A 17054-nucleotide genomic window follows, 5' to 3' on the forward strand; every position below is an offset into this window, starting at 1 on the left:
TTTACTAAAGGATTTAGGGTCATTCTATGATTATTAATCGGTTGTGTTGTATAGGTTCGTCATTGCTCATGGTTGTGGCTACCTCAGTATTTGCTGAACAGCGCGTTGAGATTGATACACCGCTTGCCGGGTGGCATAGCACTTCTGGCGAGGGGGCTGAGTTTTCGCAACAGGTTAACTATCCGGCATCGTCGGTTAACTCTTCGGCTACTCAGGCGGCACAGGCGCTGATCAGTGGCCAAATTAAAGATTTCCCCAAACCGGCTAGCCAGGCCAAACAGGAGCCGGGGCGGCTGATTGTGAATGGTGTCAGCATGCCGCTGAAAATTCAGGAAGATGGCAGTTTTAACCGGCCATATATCTTCCCGCAGGGCAGCAACGGGGTTGAAGTACGCAGCCCTGACCGGGCAGCCAAGCATCGAACACAGTTTTATGCGCAAAGAGGTAACGGAGCGATACCAGCTCGTTTGCGCTTGGTGCTTTCATGGGATACGGATAATACCGATCTCGATCTGCATGTGATAACTCCCGACGGTGGGCATGCCTGGTATGGTGGCCGACAGTTGGCCAATGGCGGTGCGCTGGATGTTGACGTGACTACCGGTTATGGCCCGGAAATATTTTCCTCACCAACCCCTCAAAACGGCCAGTATCTGGTTTACGTAAACTATTATGGTGGCAGGGGGGAAGAGATCCTGACCACGGCACAACTTACGATTGTGACTGAAGAAGGTACTACCGACGAGAAGCAGGAAACCGTGGTTGTGCCAATGCGTAACCCCGGTGAATTGACGTTGGTAAAAAAATTCAGTTACTCAGGGTATTAGGTTGACCGAAGAGGCATGAGAGTAGTATGCACCACGGGTGTCTATTTTCATGTTTATGGTGGAGGTTGGACTAAAATATACTAGTTAAATCAATTTGTTATATTGATTAAATTTAAAAAATCACATTATGCCAACGCTTTAAATCCTTGATTTTTGGGACTCGAAGCGGGACAGAGTTGGCGGTTAAGATACCCATAACTGACCATAGCATGGGCCTCTAAACTTCAAGCACGCTTAATGCGGTTTGGCGGAAACAAGTATAAGCCTCTTCCCACGAAACATGGGTTTCACCGAACACCATTGGCGTAACGAACTGCTGATAGCGTTCCTTATAAACAGGATTGCTCGCAAGTTCTTCCAACCCCATTTTCAGTTCTTCAACAGGCGACTCGCAGAATTCAGGATACTGAGCACCATAACGTTCAATATCCTGCTCAATGCATTCCTGCACGAAGTGCTTTAAAATGGGAACGTCAGCACCTTTTTCTCTGACAATACAAAAATTGTCGTAGATATGACGCACCAGTGACTCATCCACTGCACGTTCCACATTACGCATACTTGCAGCCGTTCTGCGCATTATTGAAATCAGCTTTTCAACCTGCGTGCTGGCGATAGTTGCGCAGGGAAAAGCCTTCACTACTTCACCCTTCTTTGTAAGATCCATTACCAATGAACGGTTTTCCACAGCCTCAAGCAAATCCGTTTCCATCAGTTCTAGTTTAATAAATGGCCTTAAGCAGGGAATTTGTGCATATTCCTGTGGGTAGCGCACCGAAATTTCATTATAACGATATTCATCACGAGTAAGCTTTGGATACGCTTCATCCATGCGAAACGTTCCTGAGGCTGTCATTGTTTCGAGAATGGTCTGAATAATACCCCTGCGAATATTTTTACGCTGGCCTCTGGAAGATTGCTGGGAAAAACCGGCGACAGGGACGAGCTTTATGTCCACATCTTCCGACATCCTGTTCAAAGAGATACCCGCTTTTGACAATGCTGTACCACCGGAAAAAACTAGCTGATGCGTGTTAAAGTGCAGAGGCTGGAGCAATCGCAATAACTCAACGATGTAATAATCTTTTTCTACAATTGCAACTGATTCAATGCCCAGAGCATCGGCAACGTCCGGGAATAGCTTTGTTAAATCATCCATTTAGTTTGCTATTCCCTACTGACAATGCTCTCTTAAAACGTGGTGAGGTTTTGATTTCCAGTGATGCAGGGATCTGGGTGGATTTACCGCTATTATAGGCGTTTGTTGCTCCTACCAAGCGGTAATCCACTTTCAGACGTTCCAACGCCTCAATCACTACTGCAGCAGAACCTCCGGGAGCAGCAGGCATCAACTTACCAGTAATCGCATTTTGCCGCGCTTTGGTATAGACGCCATAACCTACTTTCAACAGTTGCCCTTCCTTCACCAGTTCACGCAGTGCTCTACCAATTTGATCGTAGCCAGCAAGATCTTTGAAATCGTCACGAGTGAAAACATAACGCTTTGAGCGTTTCAGTCGTGACTGAATACGATCTTTTGTGGTCATGCTATCCTCCTTTGGTCGTTTCTTAATCATAGCAAACATACGACATTTTTAATAGCAAACATACGACAACCAACCCCGATTTTCTCGCGTATGCCAAACACGTAAGATGTAGAGCGCGTTAACTCTGAGTTCGTAGTGCATTTCACAGTTACCGACGATCAGACGATGCACTTTCCGTGGTTCATACCTTGCCAGTGCTGGCCACATCAGCCAGGCCTTCCAGGATCATTTGATGGCAATGCTCTTCCTGCTCAATGATCGCAGCCAAGGCCTGTTTGACGATCCAGCCACGGGAACGATCATAGTTAGCAGCCAGTTCGTCGATCTTCTCTGCCATTTCAATAGGAACATGAGCAGTAATGACGCGTGTTGGTGATTGTGCCATGACGAGAAATCCTTATGATTAAAACTGAGTCATAGTAAATCAAAGGTGGGGAGGTAGCGCTGAGATCGGGCAATTATTACCAATTCAGCCCCCTGTCTCTCTAACCGGCTCCAGCCCGCATTGATACCTGGGAGTATTTATAGCTCAGTCATTGCGCGTATCCCCTGTTCTTTGTTCATACATAAATAAATTGGTAACACTGCTGTCGGTTTCTGACACTGTAACGATAGATACTCCGCCATGTTATTCACTGCAACCTAAGGACGCTTTAACATGAATGATGCCAAAATTACCCTCTATACCCATCCCATGTCTCGTGGTCGCACGGTGCGCTGGTTACTGGAGGAGTGTGGTGCCTGTTACGACACTGTGGTGCTTGATTACGGCCCTAGCATGAAAACCGCCGAGTATCTGGCTATGAACCCCATGGGTAAGGTGCCAACGCTCACACATGGGGACACGGTGATAACCGAACACGCCGCTATCTGCACCTATTTGGCTGATCTGTTCCCTGAGAAGCAACTTGCACCCGCGCCAGGCAGCCCGGAAAGAGCGGCATACTACCGCTGGCTATTTTTTGCCGCTGGTCCCTTGGAAGCGGCTTTCACGGGTAAGTTGTTCGACCAGTTGGCACCTCCTGATAAATCGTTCGTGGTGGGTTACGGCAACTATGAATTAACAATGAACACCCTGGAGTTTGCTATTAAACAGGGGAGGCCTTACTTGTGCGGTGAGCAATTCAGTGCTGCAGACGCCTATCTGGCGGCCTGTATTCACTGGGGTATGCATTCCGGTGGCATTGAAAAGCGGCCAACCTTCGAACACTACATCGAACCCATCCTCCAACGGCCTGCCTATATACGCGCTGGCGCTATGGATGACGCACTGCTGGCCCAACATCCATTCCCTGGCTAAAGCTGATATTGTACGCTCGCCCGTTACTCCGCCCGAAGGCTTGAGCCAAGTCAATTGCGTTTGGTTTTATCATTCGGGCCAGACAGGGCCTGTGCTGTATGTCGTCAAGTCAGCACTCAATTCGTCATTTACGCCTGACGGTCGGTTAATCACACCGTTTGAATTCAGGATTGCAGGCAACGTGCAGGTTTTCATCGATACCTTGGCGATATGCTCCTCACCGCAAGTGGATCAGAAAAGACGGCGACACTGATGCCCACAGGCACGTATTCATAAAAGAAGAGACGTTATTCAGGCTGCTACAGCCTCAAGCCGAGCTAATCTATTATGGTCACTAAAGCAACGCATTTTGTCTTGGGTTGCTTGCTTTCTGTTCAGTGGCGCGGGATAATCCTCAACATAACTTGATACATTTCTTATTATTTTCGACACCTTCTCAGGGATTATTCATGTTGGCATGCAGGAAGCAGGCGTGGCGCTTTTGTGCGCTCGTGGCAGTGAGTTGTGCAGTCTTTCCGGTTTCAGGCGCGTTTCTCAGCCCCGCCGACCGCGACACCATCCAGCAGCAACAGCGTGACCTGCTGCAGCAAAACCAGCAACAGCGCCAGCAACTGCAACGCAGCATTTCTCCTACGCGCCCAGAAGCCCCGCCCGTTGCGGCTGAGGGTGGCCCCTGTTTCACCATCAATACTGTTCGTCTTGAGGGGGCCACTCACCTGCCCGCCAGCGCGCAGCAAACGCTCACGCACTCTTATCTCCAGCGCTGCCTGAATCTGGCGCAGATACAGACCCTGGTACAACAGGTCTCCGACTGGTATATCGCACGGGGCTACATCACCAGCCGCGCGTTCCTCACCGAGCAGGATCTGTCTGGCGGGGAACTGAAACTTCTCGTTCTTGAAGGCCAACTGGAAAAGATCCAGTTGGATAAACACGATGACCGCATGCTGAAGATGGCGTTCCCTGGCCGGGTGGGCACTATCCTCAACCTCCGTGATCTCGAACAGGGCATGGAGCAGATCAACCGCCTGCGCCAGCAACCGGTCAAGATTGAAATCCTGCCCGGCAGTCAGCCGGGCTATTCGGTGGTGAACCTGACCGCCACGCCGGAATTCCCGGTGATGCTGGGGCTGGGGTTCGATAACAGCGGGCAAAAAAGCACCGGCACCGGGCAGATCAACGGCTCGTTGACCGGCAATAACCTGCTGGGGTTGGCGGACCAGTGGTTTGTCTCCGGCGCACGCAGCAGCGATTTCGCCAACGATCACAATGCCCGCAGCGTGCAGGCCGGTGTCAGCCTGCCTTACGGCTATTGGTTGGCGGATTACAACTACTCTTACAGCGACTACCTGTCGACCATCAACAATCAGGGTTTTGACTGGCAATCCAGCGGTGATAGCCAGACGCACCGCTTCAACCTGTCGCGCGTAGTGTTCCGCAACAGCGAGATAAAAACCGGTCTGGCGCTCGGCCTGACGCACCGCATCAACCGCAACTACCTGAATGACGCTCGGTTGGAAAGCAGCAGCCGCAAGCTCACCAGCGTGTCGCTGGGGGCGACGCACAGCCAGAAGCTGTGGGGCGGCTTTGCCACCTTCAATCCGACCTACAGCCGTGGCGTACCGTGGCTGGGGGCGGAAGACGACAGCGGCAAAAGCGACGATGCACCAAGGGCAGAGTTCGATAAGTATTCACTTTCCAGCAGCTATTACCTGCCGCTGGCGCAGGACTGGACCTACCTCACCAGCGTTTACGGCCAGTGGTCGCCGGATCGGTTGTACGGCAGCGAACGCCTGACTATCGGCGGCGAAAGCTCAGTGCGGGGTTATAAGGAGCAGTATCTGTCTGGGGATAACGGCGGTTACTGGCGTAACGAGGTCAACTGGTCGCCATTCAGCCTGCCATACCTCGGCAACATCACCCTATTGGGTGCGGTGGATGGCGGTTACCTGCGCCACGACTCACAGGATACCTATGCCTCCGGCACGCTGTGGGGCGGCGCGGTGGGGCTTGGCAGCCGCAACCGCTATGTCGGCAGCCAGTTGACCGTCGGTTGGCCGCTGTCGCACCCGAGTTGGCTGGAGCCGGACCGGGTTTCTGTCTATTACCGCATCAGTATTGTTCTTTAATTAATTTCCAGGGAAAGGGTTAACACATGAGTCAGTCAACGGATCGTCCTCTGCATGCCACCCAACGTTGGCTGAGCTATGCCCTGTGTACCCTTTTGGCGTGGCAGCCGGTGTTACCCGCGTTTGCCAACGGCGTGAGCGTCGCCGAAGGCAATACTAAACTCGATCAGGCCGCCAACGGCGTGCCGGTGGTCAATATTGCCACGCCCAATCAGGCCGGGATTTCCCACAATAAATACAACGATTTCAACGTCGGGAAAGAGGGGCTGATCCTCAACAATGGTACCGATCGGCTCACTCAGAGCCAACTCGGCGGCCTGATCCAGAACAACCCTAACCTGCAAGCCGGGAAAGAAGCCCAGGGCATCATCAATGAAGTGGTGACGCCGAACCGCTCACAACTGCAAGGCTACTTGGAAGTGGCGGGCAAGCAGGCCAATGTGATGGTGGCCAACCCCTATGGCATCACCTGCGACGGCTGCGGTTTTATCAACACCCCGAATGCGACATTGACCACCGGCAAACCGGTATTGGGTGCCGATGGCAGTTTGCAGGCGCTGGAAGTGACCCAGGGGGCGATCAGCATTCAGGGCCAAGGGCTGGATGCCAGCCAGAGCGACAAGTTCGCGCTGATTGCCCGTGCCACTGACCTCAACGCACAACTTCATGCCAAAGACGCGGCCATCACGCTGGGTGCCAACCGGGTGGATGCGCAAGGCAATGCCACGCCGATCGCCGGTCAGGGCGAGGTGCCGAAAGTGGCCATCGACACCGGTGCCTTGGGCGGCATGTATGCCAACCGCATTCACCTGGTGTCCAGTGAAACCGGTGTCGGCGTCAACCTCGGCAACCTCAACGCCCGTGATGGGGATATCCGCCTTGATGCCAACGGTAAGCTGACGCTGAATAACGCGCTGGCGCAGGGGAGTTTAACCGTCAATGCGGCCGATATTGCGCTCAGTGGCAGCCATCAGGCCGCTCAAAACGTTGCTTTGAACAGCCAGGGCCAATTGGCACTGAGTAACACCTCGGTGAAAGCTGGTCAGCAGATCGCACTCAACGGCGGTGAACTGGCGCTGGAGCAGACCACGCTCAGCGCGGCGAAAGACCTTCAGTTGAACGCCGCAGGTCAATTGAAAGCGACCAGCAGCAGCCTGATGGCAGGCACTGACGCACAAGGTAACCTGACTACCACCCAACGGCTAACAATAAAAGCCGGTGAACAGCAGTGGCTGAACAGCCAACTCGGCGCGGGGACGGTGATTGCTGAAGCTCAACGCAGCTTGATTTTGGATGGCGGTTCCCAACTGACCGGGTTGAACGGCGTCACGCTGCAAGGCGGCGCAGTGAACCTTGCGGGGCAAGCTAGCTCTGGCGGAGATTTCATCCTGCAGGGCAGCAGCTTGCAAAGCACCAGCGGTAGTGTGCTGAGCGCACAACAGGATATCCAGTTCACTTTCAGCGGTAACGCGGATTGGCAGGGGCAACTCACTGCCGGGCGTGACCTGACGCTGCAGGCCAATAGCTTGAATAACGCAGGCCAACTGGCCGCCAACCGTAACAGTCAGATAACTGCACAGGCGCTGAATAACAGCGGGCTGTTGCAGGCGCAGGGGAGTCAGACGGTTAACGTTGGGCAACTTGACAACAGCGGCCAACTGCAATCGGCGGGCGCGCTGACGCTGAATGCCGACGCGGCCAATAACCGTGGGCTGATTGGCTCACAGCAGCCGTTGACACTGACGGTGCGGGATACTCTGAACGTGAGTGGTTCGCTGTATACCGTAGGGCTGCTGAACGTACAGGCCGGTGAGTTCCTGCTGGCAGGTCGTGCGACCGGAGTTCAGGGTGTCGCTATGATTGGCAACCTGCAGACCACGGCAGGCTCGGCGTTACTGAGCGCCGGGGATATCCGCTTGCAGGGTGACCAATTCCTGCTGAGTGGATTGCTGTCGAGTGATCGCACACTGATGATAACCGGTAAACAACTCACCACGGGTGAGAACGCACAAAGTCAGGCTCAAATCGGCCTGGTCTTGACGGCGACAGAAGGCGCACAGCTTGCCGGGGTGTTTACCACGCTGGGGGATTTGGTTTTCAGCGGTGCGCAGGTTGCAAACCGCGCCGACATGATTGCCCGTACTATCGACTGGCGCAGCGACAACTTAAGCCAGCAAGGCCGTATTCAGGCCGATCAAGGCTTGATGCTAGCGGTCAAACAGCTCAATCAGCAAGGGGCTTTGCAGGCGGGGCAACAGCTTACCTTGCGCGGTGACGCCCTGATTAACAGCGGATTGATCGGTGCGCCGCAGTTGGAGCTGGCGTTTACTCGCAGCCTGGATAACAGCGGTTCGCTGGTGGCAAGCCAAGGGCTGACGCTGGATGTGCCTTCACTGAACAACAGTGGCACCCTGGCAGCGAAGACGCTGACATTAAATACCCAGAGCCTGGACAACCGTGGGCTGATACAGGCCGAAACCTGGGCCGATATTGAGGCGCAAACGCTGACTAACCGCCTGGAGGGACGTTTGCTGGCGGGGGAAACCCTGGCCTTGCACACCGGGCAACTGAGCAATGCAGGCAAACTGCAGGCTACCGACCTGAATGTGGAAACACAAACCTGGAACAACACCGGCAGCGCTTTGGGTATTGACAGCGTGACGGCGAAAGTCACCCAGACTCTCGACAACGGCGGGCAGTTGCTGAGCCAGGGGCCGATTGCGTTGGATACGGCAGCACTGAGCAATAGCGGAAAAATCCTCAGTGAAGGCCAGCTCACGCTCACTGCGCAACAGTTGACCAATCAGGGCGAAGCGCAAGGCAACAGCACGCTGTTGAGCGTCAGCCAACTGACCAACAGCGGCAACCTGATCGGCGTTGAACGGTTGGTATTACAACTGCAACAGGATTTGAATAATGCGACCCGCGGCCAGTTACTGAGTGGCGGTGAACTGACGGTGAATGCGGCGGCAGTGAGCAATGCTGGAGTATGGCAAGGCGAACAGATCCTTCTGGCAGCGCGCCAACTGGACAATACCGGTACGCTACAGGCGAATAAACGCATTCAACTGGATCTGACCGGTTCCCTCCACAGTGGTGTGGGCAGCCAGATTGTGACTAACGGCGAAACGGCGCTTAACGCGCTGGCCTTGGTCAACCAGGGCAACTGGCAAGCGACCATGCTGTCGCTGACAGGTACCTCGCTGCTCAACAGCGGTGTGATTGCCGGAGTCAACCAGCTTAAGACCGAGATGAGCGGTAACATCGGTCAGCAGACTGGCGGGCAGATACTGAGCAATGGCACGGCCACCCTGAAAGCCAGTCAGGTGGATAACCAGGGACATATCCAGGCCGGAACGCTGGCCATAGAGGCGGCAGAGCTCACCAACACCGGACTCCTACTGGGGCAGGCGGCGTTCAGTGCGCAACTGAGCGGTGTGTTCCGTAACCTGGCGGTGGGTGATGTACGCAGCCAGAACGGGCTGCAACTGACGGCGGCAGGGCTGGATAACGCGGGTTCTTTCCAGAGTGCGGGTGGCAGTACGTTAGTGCTGACCGACCCGGTGCTCAATGCGGGCACACTGGTGGTGGGCGGTGCCTTGTCGCTTCACGCCCCCAGCCTGACTAACAGTGGGTGGTTGCAGACGGGCAGCCTTACCTTTAACGGTAATCAACTGGATAACAGCGGTACGCTGATTGCAGCGGGCAATAGCGGGCTGACGCTCACTGTGTTCAACAACCTGGGTATGCTGCAAGGCGAGAGCCTGCAACTGAATACCGGCAGCCTGAACAATACCGGTACGTTGCTGGCAACACGGCAGATGACGGTGCAGGCGCAACAGGTCGATAACGGGCAAAACGCCAAGTTGTTCAGCGCGGGCGATCTGACGCTGGTGAGCGGTGTGCTCAGTCAGTTTGGGCAACTGGTGGCGCTGGGCAATATTGCGGTGACACTGAATGATGCGTTTGCACAACAAGGTACCTTGGCGGCAGGGAATGCGTTAAGCCTGTCCAGTCAAGGTGACATCACGCTGACCGGCACCACACAGGGCCAGAGCCTGGCGATTTACAGTGGTGGGCAATTCACCAACGCCGGTACCGTGCGCGGTGGCAACGGTGACGTGCGGATTGATGCAGCCAGTATCACTCAACATGCCGGTTCCAGCCTGCAATCCGGTGGCCTGGTCCAGTTATTCAGCGGCAGTGTCATCAATAACTATGGCTTTATCGGCACCGCCGGGGATGTGCTGCTGAGTGCAGTGAGCCAACTGTTCAACAGCGGTATGCTGTACAGCGGTGGCAACATGCACCTGCTGGCGGACCGTATCACCAACCAGTACGGCGATATTCTGGCAGGCAACAGCCTGTGGATGCAGCGCGATGCTGTGGGCAATGCCAACAGCGAAATCGTCAATACGTCTGGCACCATCGAAACCGAAAACGGCGATATCACCCTTAACACCGCGCATCTGCTGAATCAGCGTGATGGACTGAAGATCGAGTCTACTTATACCGAATACCTTGCGCCTGAGCAGCTGTATATCGACGTGAAACTGGTTGATATGGATGTCAGCGATCTGGGTTTTTACATGACGGACAGGTGTGTCAGTGACAATGTCTGTTACAACATTTACCGGCTGGCCTTTAAAAAAGCACAGGATGAGAAAACTTTTCTTGTGAGTGAGTCGGGGCTGTCGGTTACTGCCAACGGCGGGGCAGGCCGTATTGCCTCGGGGCGGGATATGCGTATTGAGGCCACGACGCTGGAAAACAATGCCAGTGACATTCTGGCACAGGGCGCAATGGCGCTCTCCGGTAACCTGCTGAATAACACCTCGGCGGTGGCGGGCAAGCAGTCTGTCTATCACGTTTATCGATATCGCATTGAATGTCTTGTTCTGAGCTGTTTAGAGTCTGAGCCGGTTCTTGCCTATGGTTTTTTAGACTTTGGTTACAGGCCTTCCTGGAGAACAGAACCTTTCACTTATGAAGACATCCTGGCTCTGGATTATGATTCAGAGGACAGGATAGCGCGTTATGTCTTGGCTGATGCCCCTATTTATGTCAACAGTCCCGGGGACGCCGTTTATCGCTCTGTGATCCAGGCCGGTGGTGCTATCACCGCAAACTTCGCGCAAGACATCAGCAACACCACGGTTTTTGCCAATGCAGGTGGGTTCAGCCCTACGCTGGCGACGCCTACGCTCGATAGCTTGCAGCAACCGGGCAACGTTGAACGTCCACAAGCACAGGAACTGGCCGGTGACCCAAGCATTGCCGTGGGCACCCCAGCCTGGAAAGACAACCTGCAAAGTGCGCTGAGTACTCTGGGGAACAATGCGGCAGACCTGGCGGACTACCCGTTGCCGAACGGCAGCGATGGCCGTTTCGTGCCGAACCCAGATCCGAACAGCCCGTACCTGATCACCACCAACCCAAAACTGAACGGCCTGGGGCAGCTTGATAACAGCCTGTTTGATTCACTGTACAGTCTACTTGGCCAACAGCCGGGCAGTGCCCCGCAGGAAAACGACAGCCGTTACACCAACGAATCACAGTTTATCGGCTCGGCCTATTTCCTTGACCGCCTGAACCTGCGCCCGGATTACGACTATCGCTTCCTCGGGGATGCCGCTTTCGATACCCGCTATATCAGCAACGCCGTGCTGCACCAGACAGGCCAACGCTATATCAACGGTGTCGGTTCTGATATGGCGCAGATGCAATACCTGATCGACAACGCCGCGCAGGCGCAAACCGGGCTGGGCCTGAAGTTTGGTGTCAGCCTGACGCCGCAGCAGGTCGCTGCATTAGACAAGAGTATCGTCTGGTGGGAGCCGGTGACGGTCAACGGCCAGACGGTACTGGCCCCGAAACTGTATCTGTCGAGCAAGGATACGGTAGTACTGAACGGCAGTGTGATCAGCGGTAACCAGGTGAACCTGAATGCGGGTAGCCTGACCAACAGCGGCAGCACCCTTCAGGGTGGCGAACGCCTGAACGTGAGCAGCCAGGGGGCGATCAACAACCTCAAGGGTGGGCTGCTCGATGCGGCAGGTTCACTGCAACTGAGTGCTATCGGCGATATCAGCAATATCGGTTCTACCATCAGCGGCAACCGGGTGGCATTGGAAAGCCTGGATGGCAGTATCATCAACCAGACGCAGACACGCCAATGGGAAGCGCAAGGTGCAACGGGCGGCGGGTTGTCACAAAGCCTGTCCCTGTCGCACACGGAGGTCGGTGATATCGGCACTATCCGGGCGGGGGACTCGTTGAGCCTGAGTGCCGGAAACAACATCGATATCCTGGGAGCGACAGTGACCTCTGGCGGGACAATGTCCCTGTCGGCGGGTAACGACGTCAACATGCTGGCGAACAGCACCTACGATGCCGACAAGCGTCAGAGTTGGGGGAGTGTAAAAGAGAGCGAGGCGCGCAGCAGCCAGGCCAGCGAAGTCAGCGCCGGTGGGGCGTTGGTGGTGAATGCAGGCCGTGATGTGAATGTGGTTGCCAGCCAGGTGGGCAGCCAGAGTGATGCTACCGTGGTGGCCGGGCGTGATATCAACCTGCAAACACAGGAAGAGAGCACGCGGCAGAAAAACAACAGTGACGAGCAGCGCAGCAACGGTGCGACACGCAGTACGCTGACCAGCGGCGGTGATTTGACGTTGGACGCCGGGCGGGATGTGAATTCGCAGGCGGCCGCGATGGTGGCGGATAACGACGTCAGCCTGAGCGCCGGGCGCGACGTGAACCTCACTGCCCAGCAAACCAGCCAGTACAGCGAAAGCAAAGGCGGTAAACGGCAGCAGGTGGACGAAGCCATTCGCCAGCAAGGCACGGAAATTGCCAGCGGTGGCAACACCACGATCCGCGCCGAACGCGATGCAACCTTGAATGCGGCACAGGTGCAGGCCAGTGGTGACGTGGCGGTGAGTGCCGGGCGGGATATCACGCTCAACAGTGCCACCGAAAGCGATTATCACTTCTTCGAAGAGACCAAAACCAAGGGCGGCTTCCTGTCGAAGACCACCACCCATACGGTGCGGGAAGACTACGCGACGCAGGAAAAGGGCTCGATGCTCAGCGGCAACAACGTGTCGTTGTCGGCCGGTAATGACCTGACGGTGAAAGGCTCTGCGGTGGTCGGTGACGGCAATATTAATCTAAAAGCAGGTAATAACGTCGAGATTGTGGCCGCCACCGAAGAGCAATCGAGCTACCGGCTGGATGAGAAGAAAAAGAGCGGTGTGTTCAGCGGTGGCGGACTGGGCTTTACCATCGGCAGCACCTCATCACGCCATCAGGTGAACGAAGACGGCACCACTCAGAGCCAGAGCGTGAGCACCATCGGGTCGACCGGTGGCGATGTCAACATCGTTGCGGGTGGCAAAGCGCATATCGGCGGTGCGGATGTGATTGCCAACCAGAACCTGTCGGTGACCGGTGACAGCGTACAGATTGACCCTGGTCACGATATCACCCGTCGGGATGAGACCTTTGAGCAGAAGAGCAGTGGCTTGACCATCGCGCTGTCTGGCCCGGTGGGCAGTGCTGTCAACAGTGCGGTCACCACCGCACAACAGGCAAAAAAAGAAACTGATGGGCGCTTGGCCGCCTTGCAAGGGACCAAAGCGGCGCTGTCAGGTGTTCAGGCCGTGCAAGCCGGGCAACTGGTGCAGGCGGAGGGCGGCGATGCGGCGAGTATGGTGGGCGTCAGTGTTTCATTGGGTTCGCAGAAATCGTCCTCTCAGCAACATCAGGAACAGAATACCGTCAGTGGGTCGACACTGACGGCGGGCAATAACCTGACGGTCACTGCCACTGGCCAAGGAAATTCGGCAAACAGCGGCGACCTCCTGATTGCCGGTAGCCAGCTCAAAGCCGGTGGTGATACCACGTTGGATGCGCAACGTGATTTGCTGCTACTGGGTGCAGCCAATACGCAAAAAACTGAAGGCAGCAACAGCAGCAGCGGCGGCAATATTGGCGTCAGCCTGGGCGTGGGTGGCTCGGGCAGTGGCTTGAGTGTGTTTGCCAACGCCAACAAGAGTCAGGGTAATGAGCACGGCGACGGCACCTTCTGGAGCGAAACCCTGGTCGACAGTGGCGGTACGCTGTCGCTGCACAGTGGCCGCGACACGGCACTGGTGGGTGCGCAGGCCAGCGGTGACACGGTGAAGGTGGATGCAGGGCGTAATCTGACGCTGCAAAGCCAGCAGGACAGCGACAACTATGATGCGAAGCAGACCAGCGTCAGTGGCGGTGTCAGCGTGGCGGTGGTGGGCGGCGGTGGCTCGGCCAACCTGAGCATGAGCCGTGACAAACTGCACAGCAACTATGACAGCGTGCAGGAACAGACGGGTATCTACGCGGGTAAGGGCGGCTTTGATATCACGGTGGGTGAGCATACGCAGCTCGACGGTGCAGTGATAGCCAGCACGGCAGACGCGGATAAAAACCGGCTGGATACCGGCACACTGGGCTTTAGCAATATCCATAACCAGGCAGACTTCAAGGCCGAGCATCAGGGCGGTAGCCTGAGCTCTGGTGGCCCGGTGGGCTCTGACCTGCTGAGCAATCTGGGCAGCCTGGCGCTGTCGGGGTTGGGTAACAGTGGGCATGCAGAAGGCACAACGCAGGCCGCAGTCAGTGATGGCACTATCATCATCCGTGACCAGGTTAACCAGAAACAGGATGTGGCGGACCTGAGCCGGGATGTAGAGAATGCCAACGGCAGTATTGCACCGATATTTGACAAAGAGAAAGAACAAAACCGGCTGAAGGCGGCGCAACTCATCGGGGAGATCGGTGCACAGGCGATGGATATCGTCCGGACACAAGGGGATATCAACGGGCTTGAGGAAGCACTAAAACGTCACCCTGAGTTGAAAGGTAATGCTGAAGAGCTACGTAAAACCGATGCCTACAAAGCGGAGATGCAGAAATACGGCACGGGTAGCGACTTGCAGAAAGCAGCACAAGCCGTCACAGCTGCGTTGCAGGGCCTGGCCGGTGGCAATATGGCCGCCGCCATTGCCGGTGGGTTAAGCCCGTATGCAGCAGAGCAAATCAAGAAGTACACCGGGGATAATGATACAGCCAATGTGCTGGCGCATGCTGTGTGGGGCGCGATAGCGGCAGAGATGAGCGGCAACTCTGCGGCGGCTGGCGCTGCGGGTGCAGCAGGTGGCGAACTGGCCGCACGTTATCTGGCGAGTCAGTTGTACCCTGACGTGAAACCCGAAAACCTGAGTGAGGAGCAGAAGCAGAGGATCAGCGCACTGGCGACCTTGGCGGCAGGATTAGCGGGTGGTGTCGTGGGCGACAGCACGGCAAATGCGGTAGCAGGAGGCCAGGCTGGGAAGAACGCGGTGGAGAATAACTACCTCAATGCCAACGATAAGATCCTCAAACAGCAACTGGAAGCCAAACTGGCGAATGGCACGATTACTGATAGTGAAGTAAAAGATCTGGCTAACCTGACACAAAAGGATGTCGTCAGCGATGCAAATCTGAAGAATGCCTGTGCCAGTGGGGCCAGCGCAGGTTGTATCAATGAGATAAAACTGGCGCTGGCTGCTAAAGAAAGCTATCAAGGTTATGCGGAATACCAGACCTATTACGACTTACGCGACCAGTTCCCAGAGGAAATGGCGAAGTTCGGCGATTTAATCGGGGACTACTCGCGTGATCTGCTCAAACTGGTAGACCAGGGTTATACGCCTGAACAGGCCAAGGCCAAGATGGCACAGGATGTTGCCTACGCAGCCAAATATCAGAAAGCCATTGATGAGATACCTGAATGGGCCAAGATAGCAACAACCATCCAGGATACGGTGGGGATGGTTTATGGTGCCAAGGCAGCGGGGGTTAGTCTTGAGAGGTTGGCTACAAATGGGGTTGCGGGCAGCAAAGCACCTGTACTAACAAAGAATACAGATGGAATTTATGAAGTTAAAAGTAATTCTACTCCTTTAGAAGGGCAGCAACGCTTAAATACACCTGATGTAAACGGTAATGGGAAATATAACCCAGCAGAGGCAGCGGCGGCTGCAAGGTTGGAAGGTGTTCTTGGGCCGTTGGAAAGAGCGCCTGATACAGGTGGAAAAACAGCTGATTTTATTATTAGCACCGGGCCTAATGCTGGGAAAACGGTTGACTTTATGTATACGACAAAGAATTTGTCTCAGAAAGAGATTGATGGGATTAACAAATTTTTTGAAAAAAATATGACTACCCCCTTAAAGACGGGAGACATTCCAGGAGGCCAGAAACAAATTCTTGAGCATCTGGAAAAAGCAGACATAGTTCCTGTTGATTTTACAGTGTTAACACCATCAAACCAGAAGGTTTTTATGGACTACATAAAAACTTTACCTAAAAATCAACAAAGTAAAATTATCATTATGAGGTGATTATGGGTTCTTTCGTTAACGTGGGATATAAGCCACCATATAATGACAGCTATCAAGGGAAAGGTCTTACCATAGGCCTTAATAGAACATGGTCTAATGCTTTAGAGGTATTGTTTGACGATGCTTTGCAGGAACGTTATCCAGACATGCATGAAAAGATAATGTTGTATTTACCATTAGATCAAATAACGTTAGCTGAGTTGGAAAAAGAGGAGTTCAATGTGGCTGTAAAAGCTATTCGGGAGTGTATTAACAGCCGAATAGAGCCAACCCAAGGCCAACTCTTCCAGAAGCGAGTATGGGAAGAGGAAATAGAGCCCCTTATTCAGCAAGATGAGCGTTATCAAAAACAAAGTTAAGGTAAGGTAGGAACCCCGGCCAACTGGCCGGGATTTTTGCTTTTATGATTTGAAAACATCGACTTCCCGCCGCTGCAACCGGAGCACGCCAAGCGTAGCGACCACTTCCAGTTGTTCAGCACTGGCTATGTCGGACTCGGTGAGCCAGTCGCCGCCAATGATTATCTCGCCGTTCTCCCGTACCCAATCCACCCCTAAATCCTGCCGCTGTTGGCTGGCTTCGCAAAGTGCTTCCCAGGTGGCATCGTCGGTGACGACAGTGATCCAGAGTGTGTGATGCTGGAGCGTCAGTTGTAACGGCGTACCGGTGGTAAATCCCAATACGGCCAACGCGCCGCTTGCCAGTGTCAGTTCCGGGATCGGTTCAGGGGTAAAAGTGTAGTGGAGCAGTAATACCGGACACCTCAATAGCCTGTTAATTTAATGACAGCTAATTGAGGTAATTGATAATGACTCAACCTAAACTGTAGT

The 17054-nt window shown here is 54.5% G+C and carries 9 protein-coding genes; 5 read left to right on the top strand and 4 right to left on the bottom strand.

Going from position 1 to position 17054, the window contains the following annotated elements:
• Positions 1-26 precede the first annotated feature (26 nt).
• Complete coding sequence (locus IV04_RS11295; RefSeq protein ID WP_051916760.1) at positions 27-827, top strand: DUF2135 domain-containing protein; 801 nt, start codon at positions 27-29, stop codon at positions 825-827.
• Between the two features lie 217 nt (positions 828-1044).
• On the opposite strand, the gene IV04_RS11300 is transcribed toward IV04_RS11295, so the two are convergent.
• The 3 genes from IV04_RS11300 to IV04_RS11310 all read right to left on the bottom strand — a co-directional run bounded on the left by IV04_RS11300 (position 1045) and on the right by IV04_RS11310 (position 2759).
• Positions 1045-1986: a nucleotidyl transferase AbiEii/AbiGii toxin family protein gene (locus tag IV04_RS11300; protein WP_037397929.1), complete on the bottom strand. Its 942-nt coding sequence runs from the start codon at positions 1984-1986 to the stop codon at positions 1045-1047.
• The gene (locus tag IV04_RS11305; RefSeq protein ID WP_037397932.1) at positions 1979-2374 is read right to left on the bottom strand and encodes a DUF6088 family protein; all 396 of its coding nucleotides are present in this window, start codon (positions 2372-2374) and stop codon (positions 1979-1981) included. Before IV04_RS11305 ends, IV04_RS11300 begins: the two co-directional genes overlap by 8 nt.
• Positions 2375-2555: 181 nt before the next feature.
• Positions 2556-2759 (bottom strand): CopG family ribbon-helix-helix protein, encoded by a 204-nt coding sequence (locus IV04_RS11310; protein ID WP_037397992.1) that lies wholly within the window; start codon positions 2757-2759, stop codon positions 2556-2558.
• A gap of 273 nt (positions 2760-3032) precedes the next feature.
• Here IV04_RS11310 and IV04_RS11315 point away from each other — a divergent pair, with 273 nt between their 5' ends.
• The 4 genes from IV04_RS11315 to IV04_RS11330 all read left to right on the top strand — a co-directional run bounded on the left by IV04_RS11315 (position 3033) and on the right by IV04_RS11330 (position 16583).
• Positions 3033-3674: a glutathione S-transferase family protein gene (locus IV04_RS11315; RefSeq protein ID WP_037397935.1), complete on the top strand. Its 642-nt coding sequence runs from the start codon at positions 3033-3035 to the stop codon at positions 3672-3674.
• A gap of 449 nt (positions 3675-4123) precedes the next feature.
• Entirely contained in the window at positions 4124-5803 is a 1680-nt protein-coding gene (locus IV04_RS11320; protein WP_051916761.1) for a ShlB/FhaC/HecB family hemolysin secretion/activation protein, read from the top strand.
• Positions 5804-5829: 26 nt separating this feature from the next.
• Entirely contained in the window at positions 5830-16224 is a 10395-nt protein-coding gene (locus IV04_RS11325; RefSeq protein WP_051916762.1) for a hemagglutinin repeat-containing protein, read from the top strand.
• 2 nt (positions 16225-16226) lie between these two features.
• Complete coding sequence (locus tag IV04_RS11330) at positions 16227-16583, top strand: hypothetical protein (protein ID WP_051916763.1); 357 nt, start codon at positions 16227-16229, stop codon at positions 16581-16583.
• Positions 16584-16625: 42 nt separating this feature from the next.
• Here the strand turns inward: IV04_RS11330 and IV04_RS11335 are convergent, their stop codons facing one another.
• Complete coding sequence (locus tag IV04_RS11335; RefSeq protein WP_235212861.1) at positions 16626-16991, bottom strand: type I toxin-antitoxin system SymE family toxin; 366 nt, start codon at positions 16989-16991, stop codon at positions 16626-16628.
• Positions 16992-17054: the final 63 nt, after the last annotated feature.

Source organism: Serratia sp. Ag1, assembly GCF_000743355.1.
In the GTDB taxonomy this organism is placed as follows: Bacteria; Pseudomonadota; Gammaproteobacteria; order Enterobacterales; family Enterobacteriaceae; genus Chania.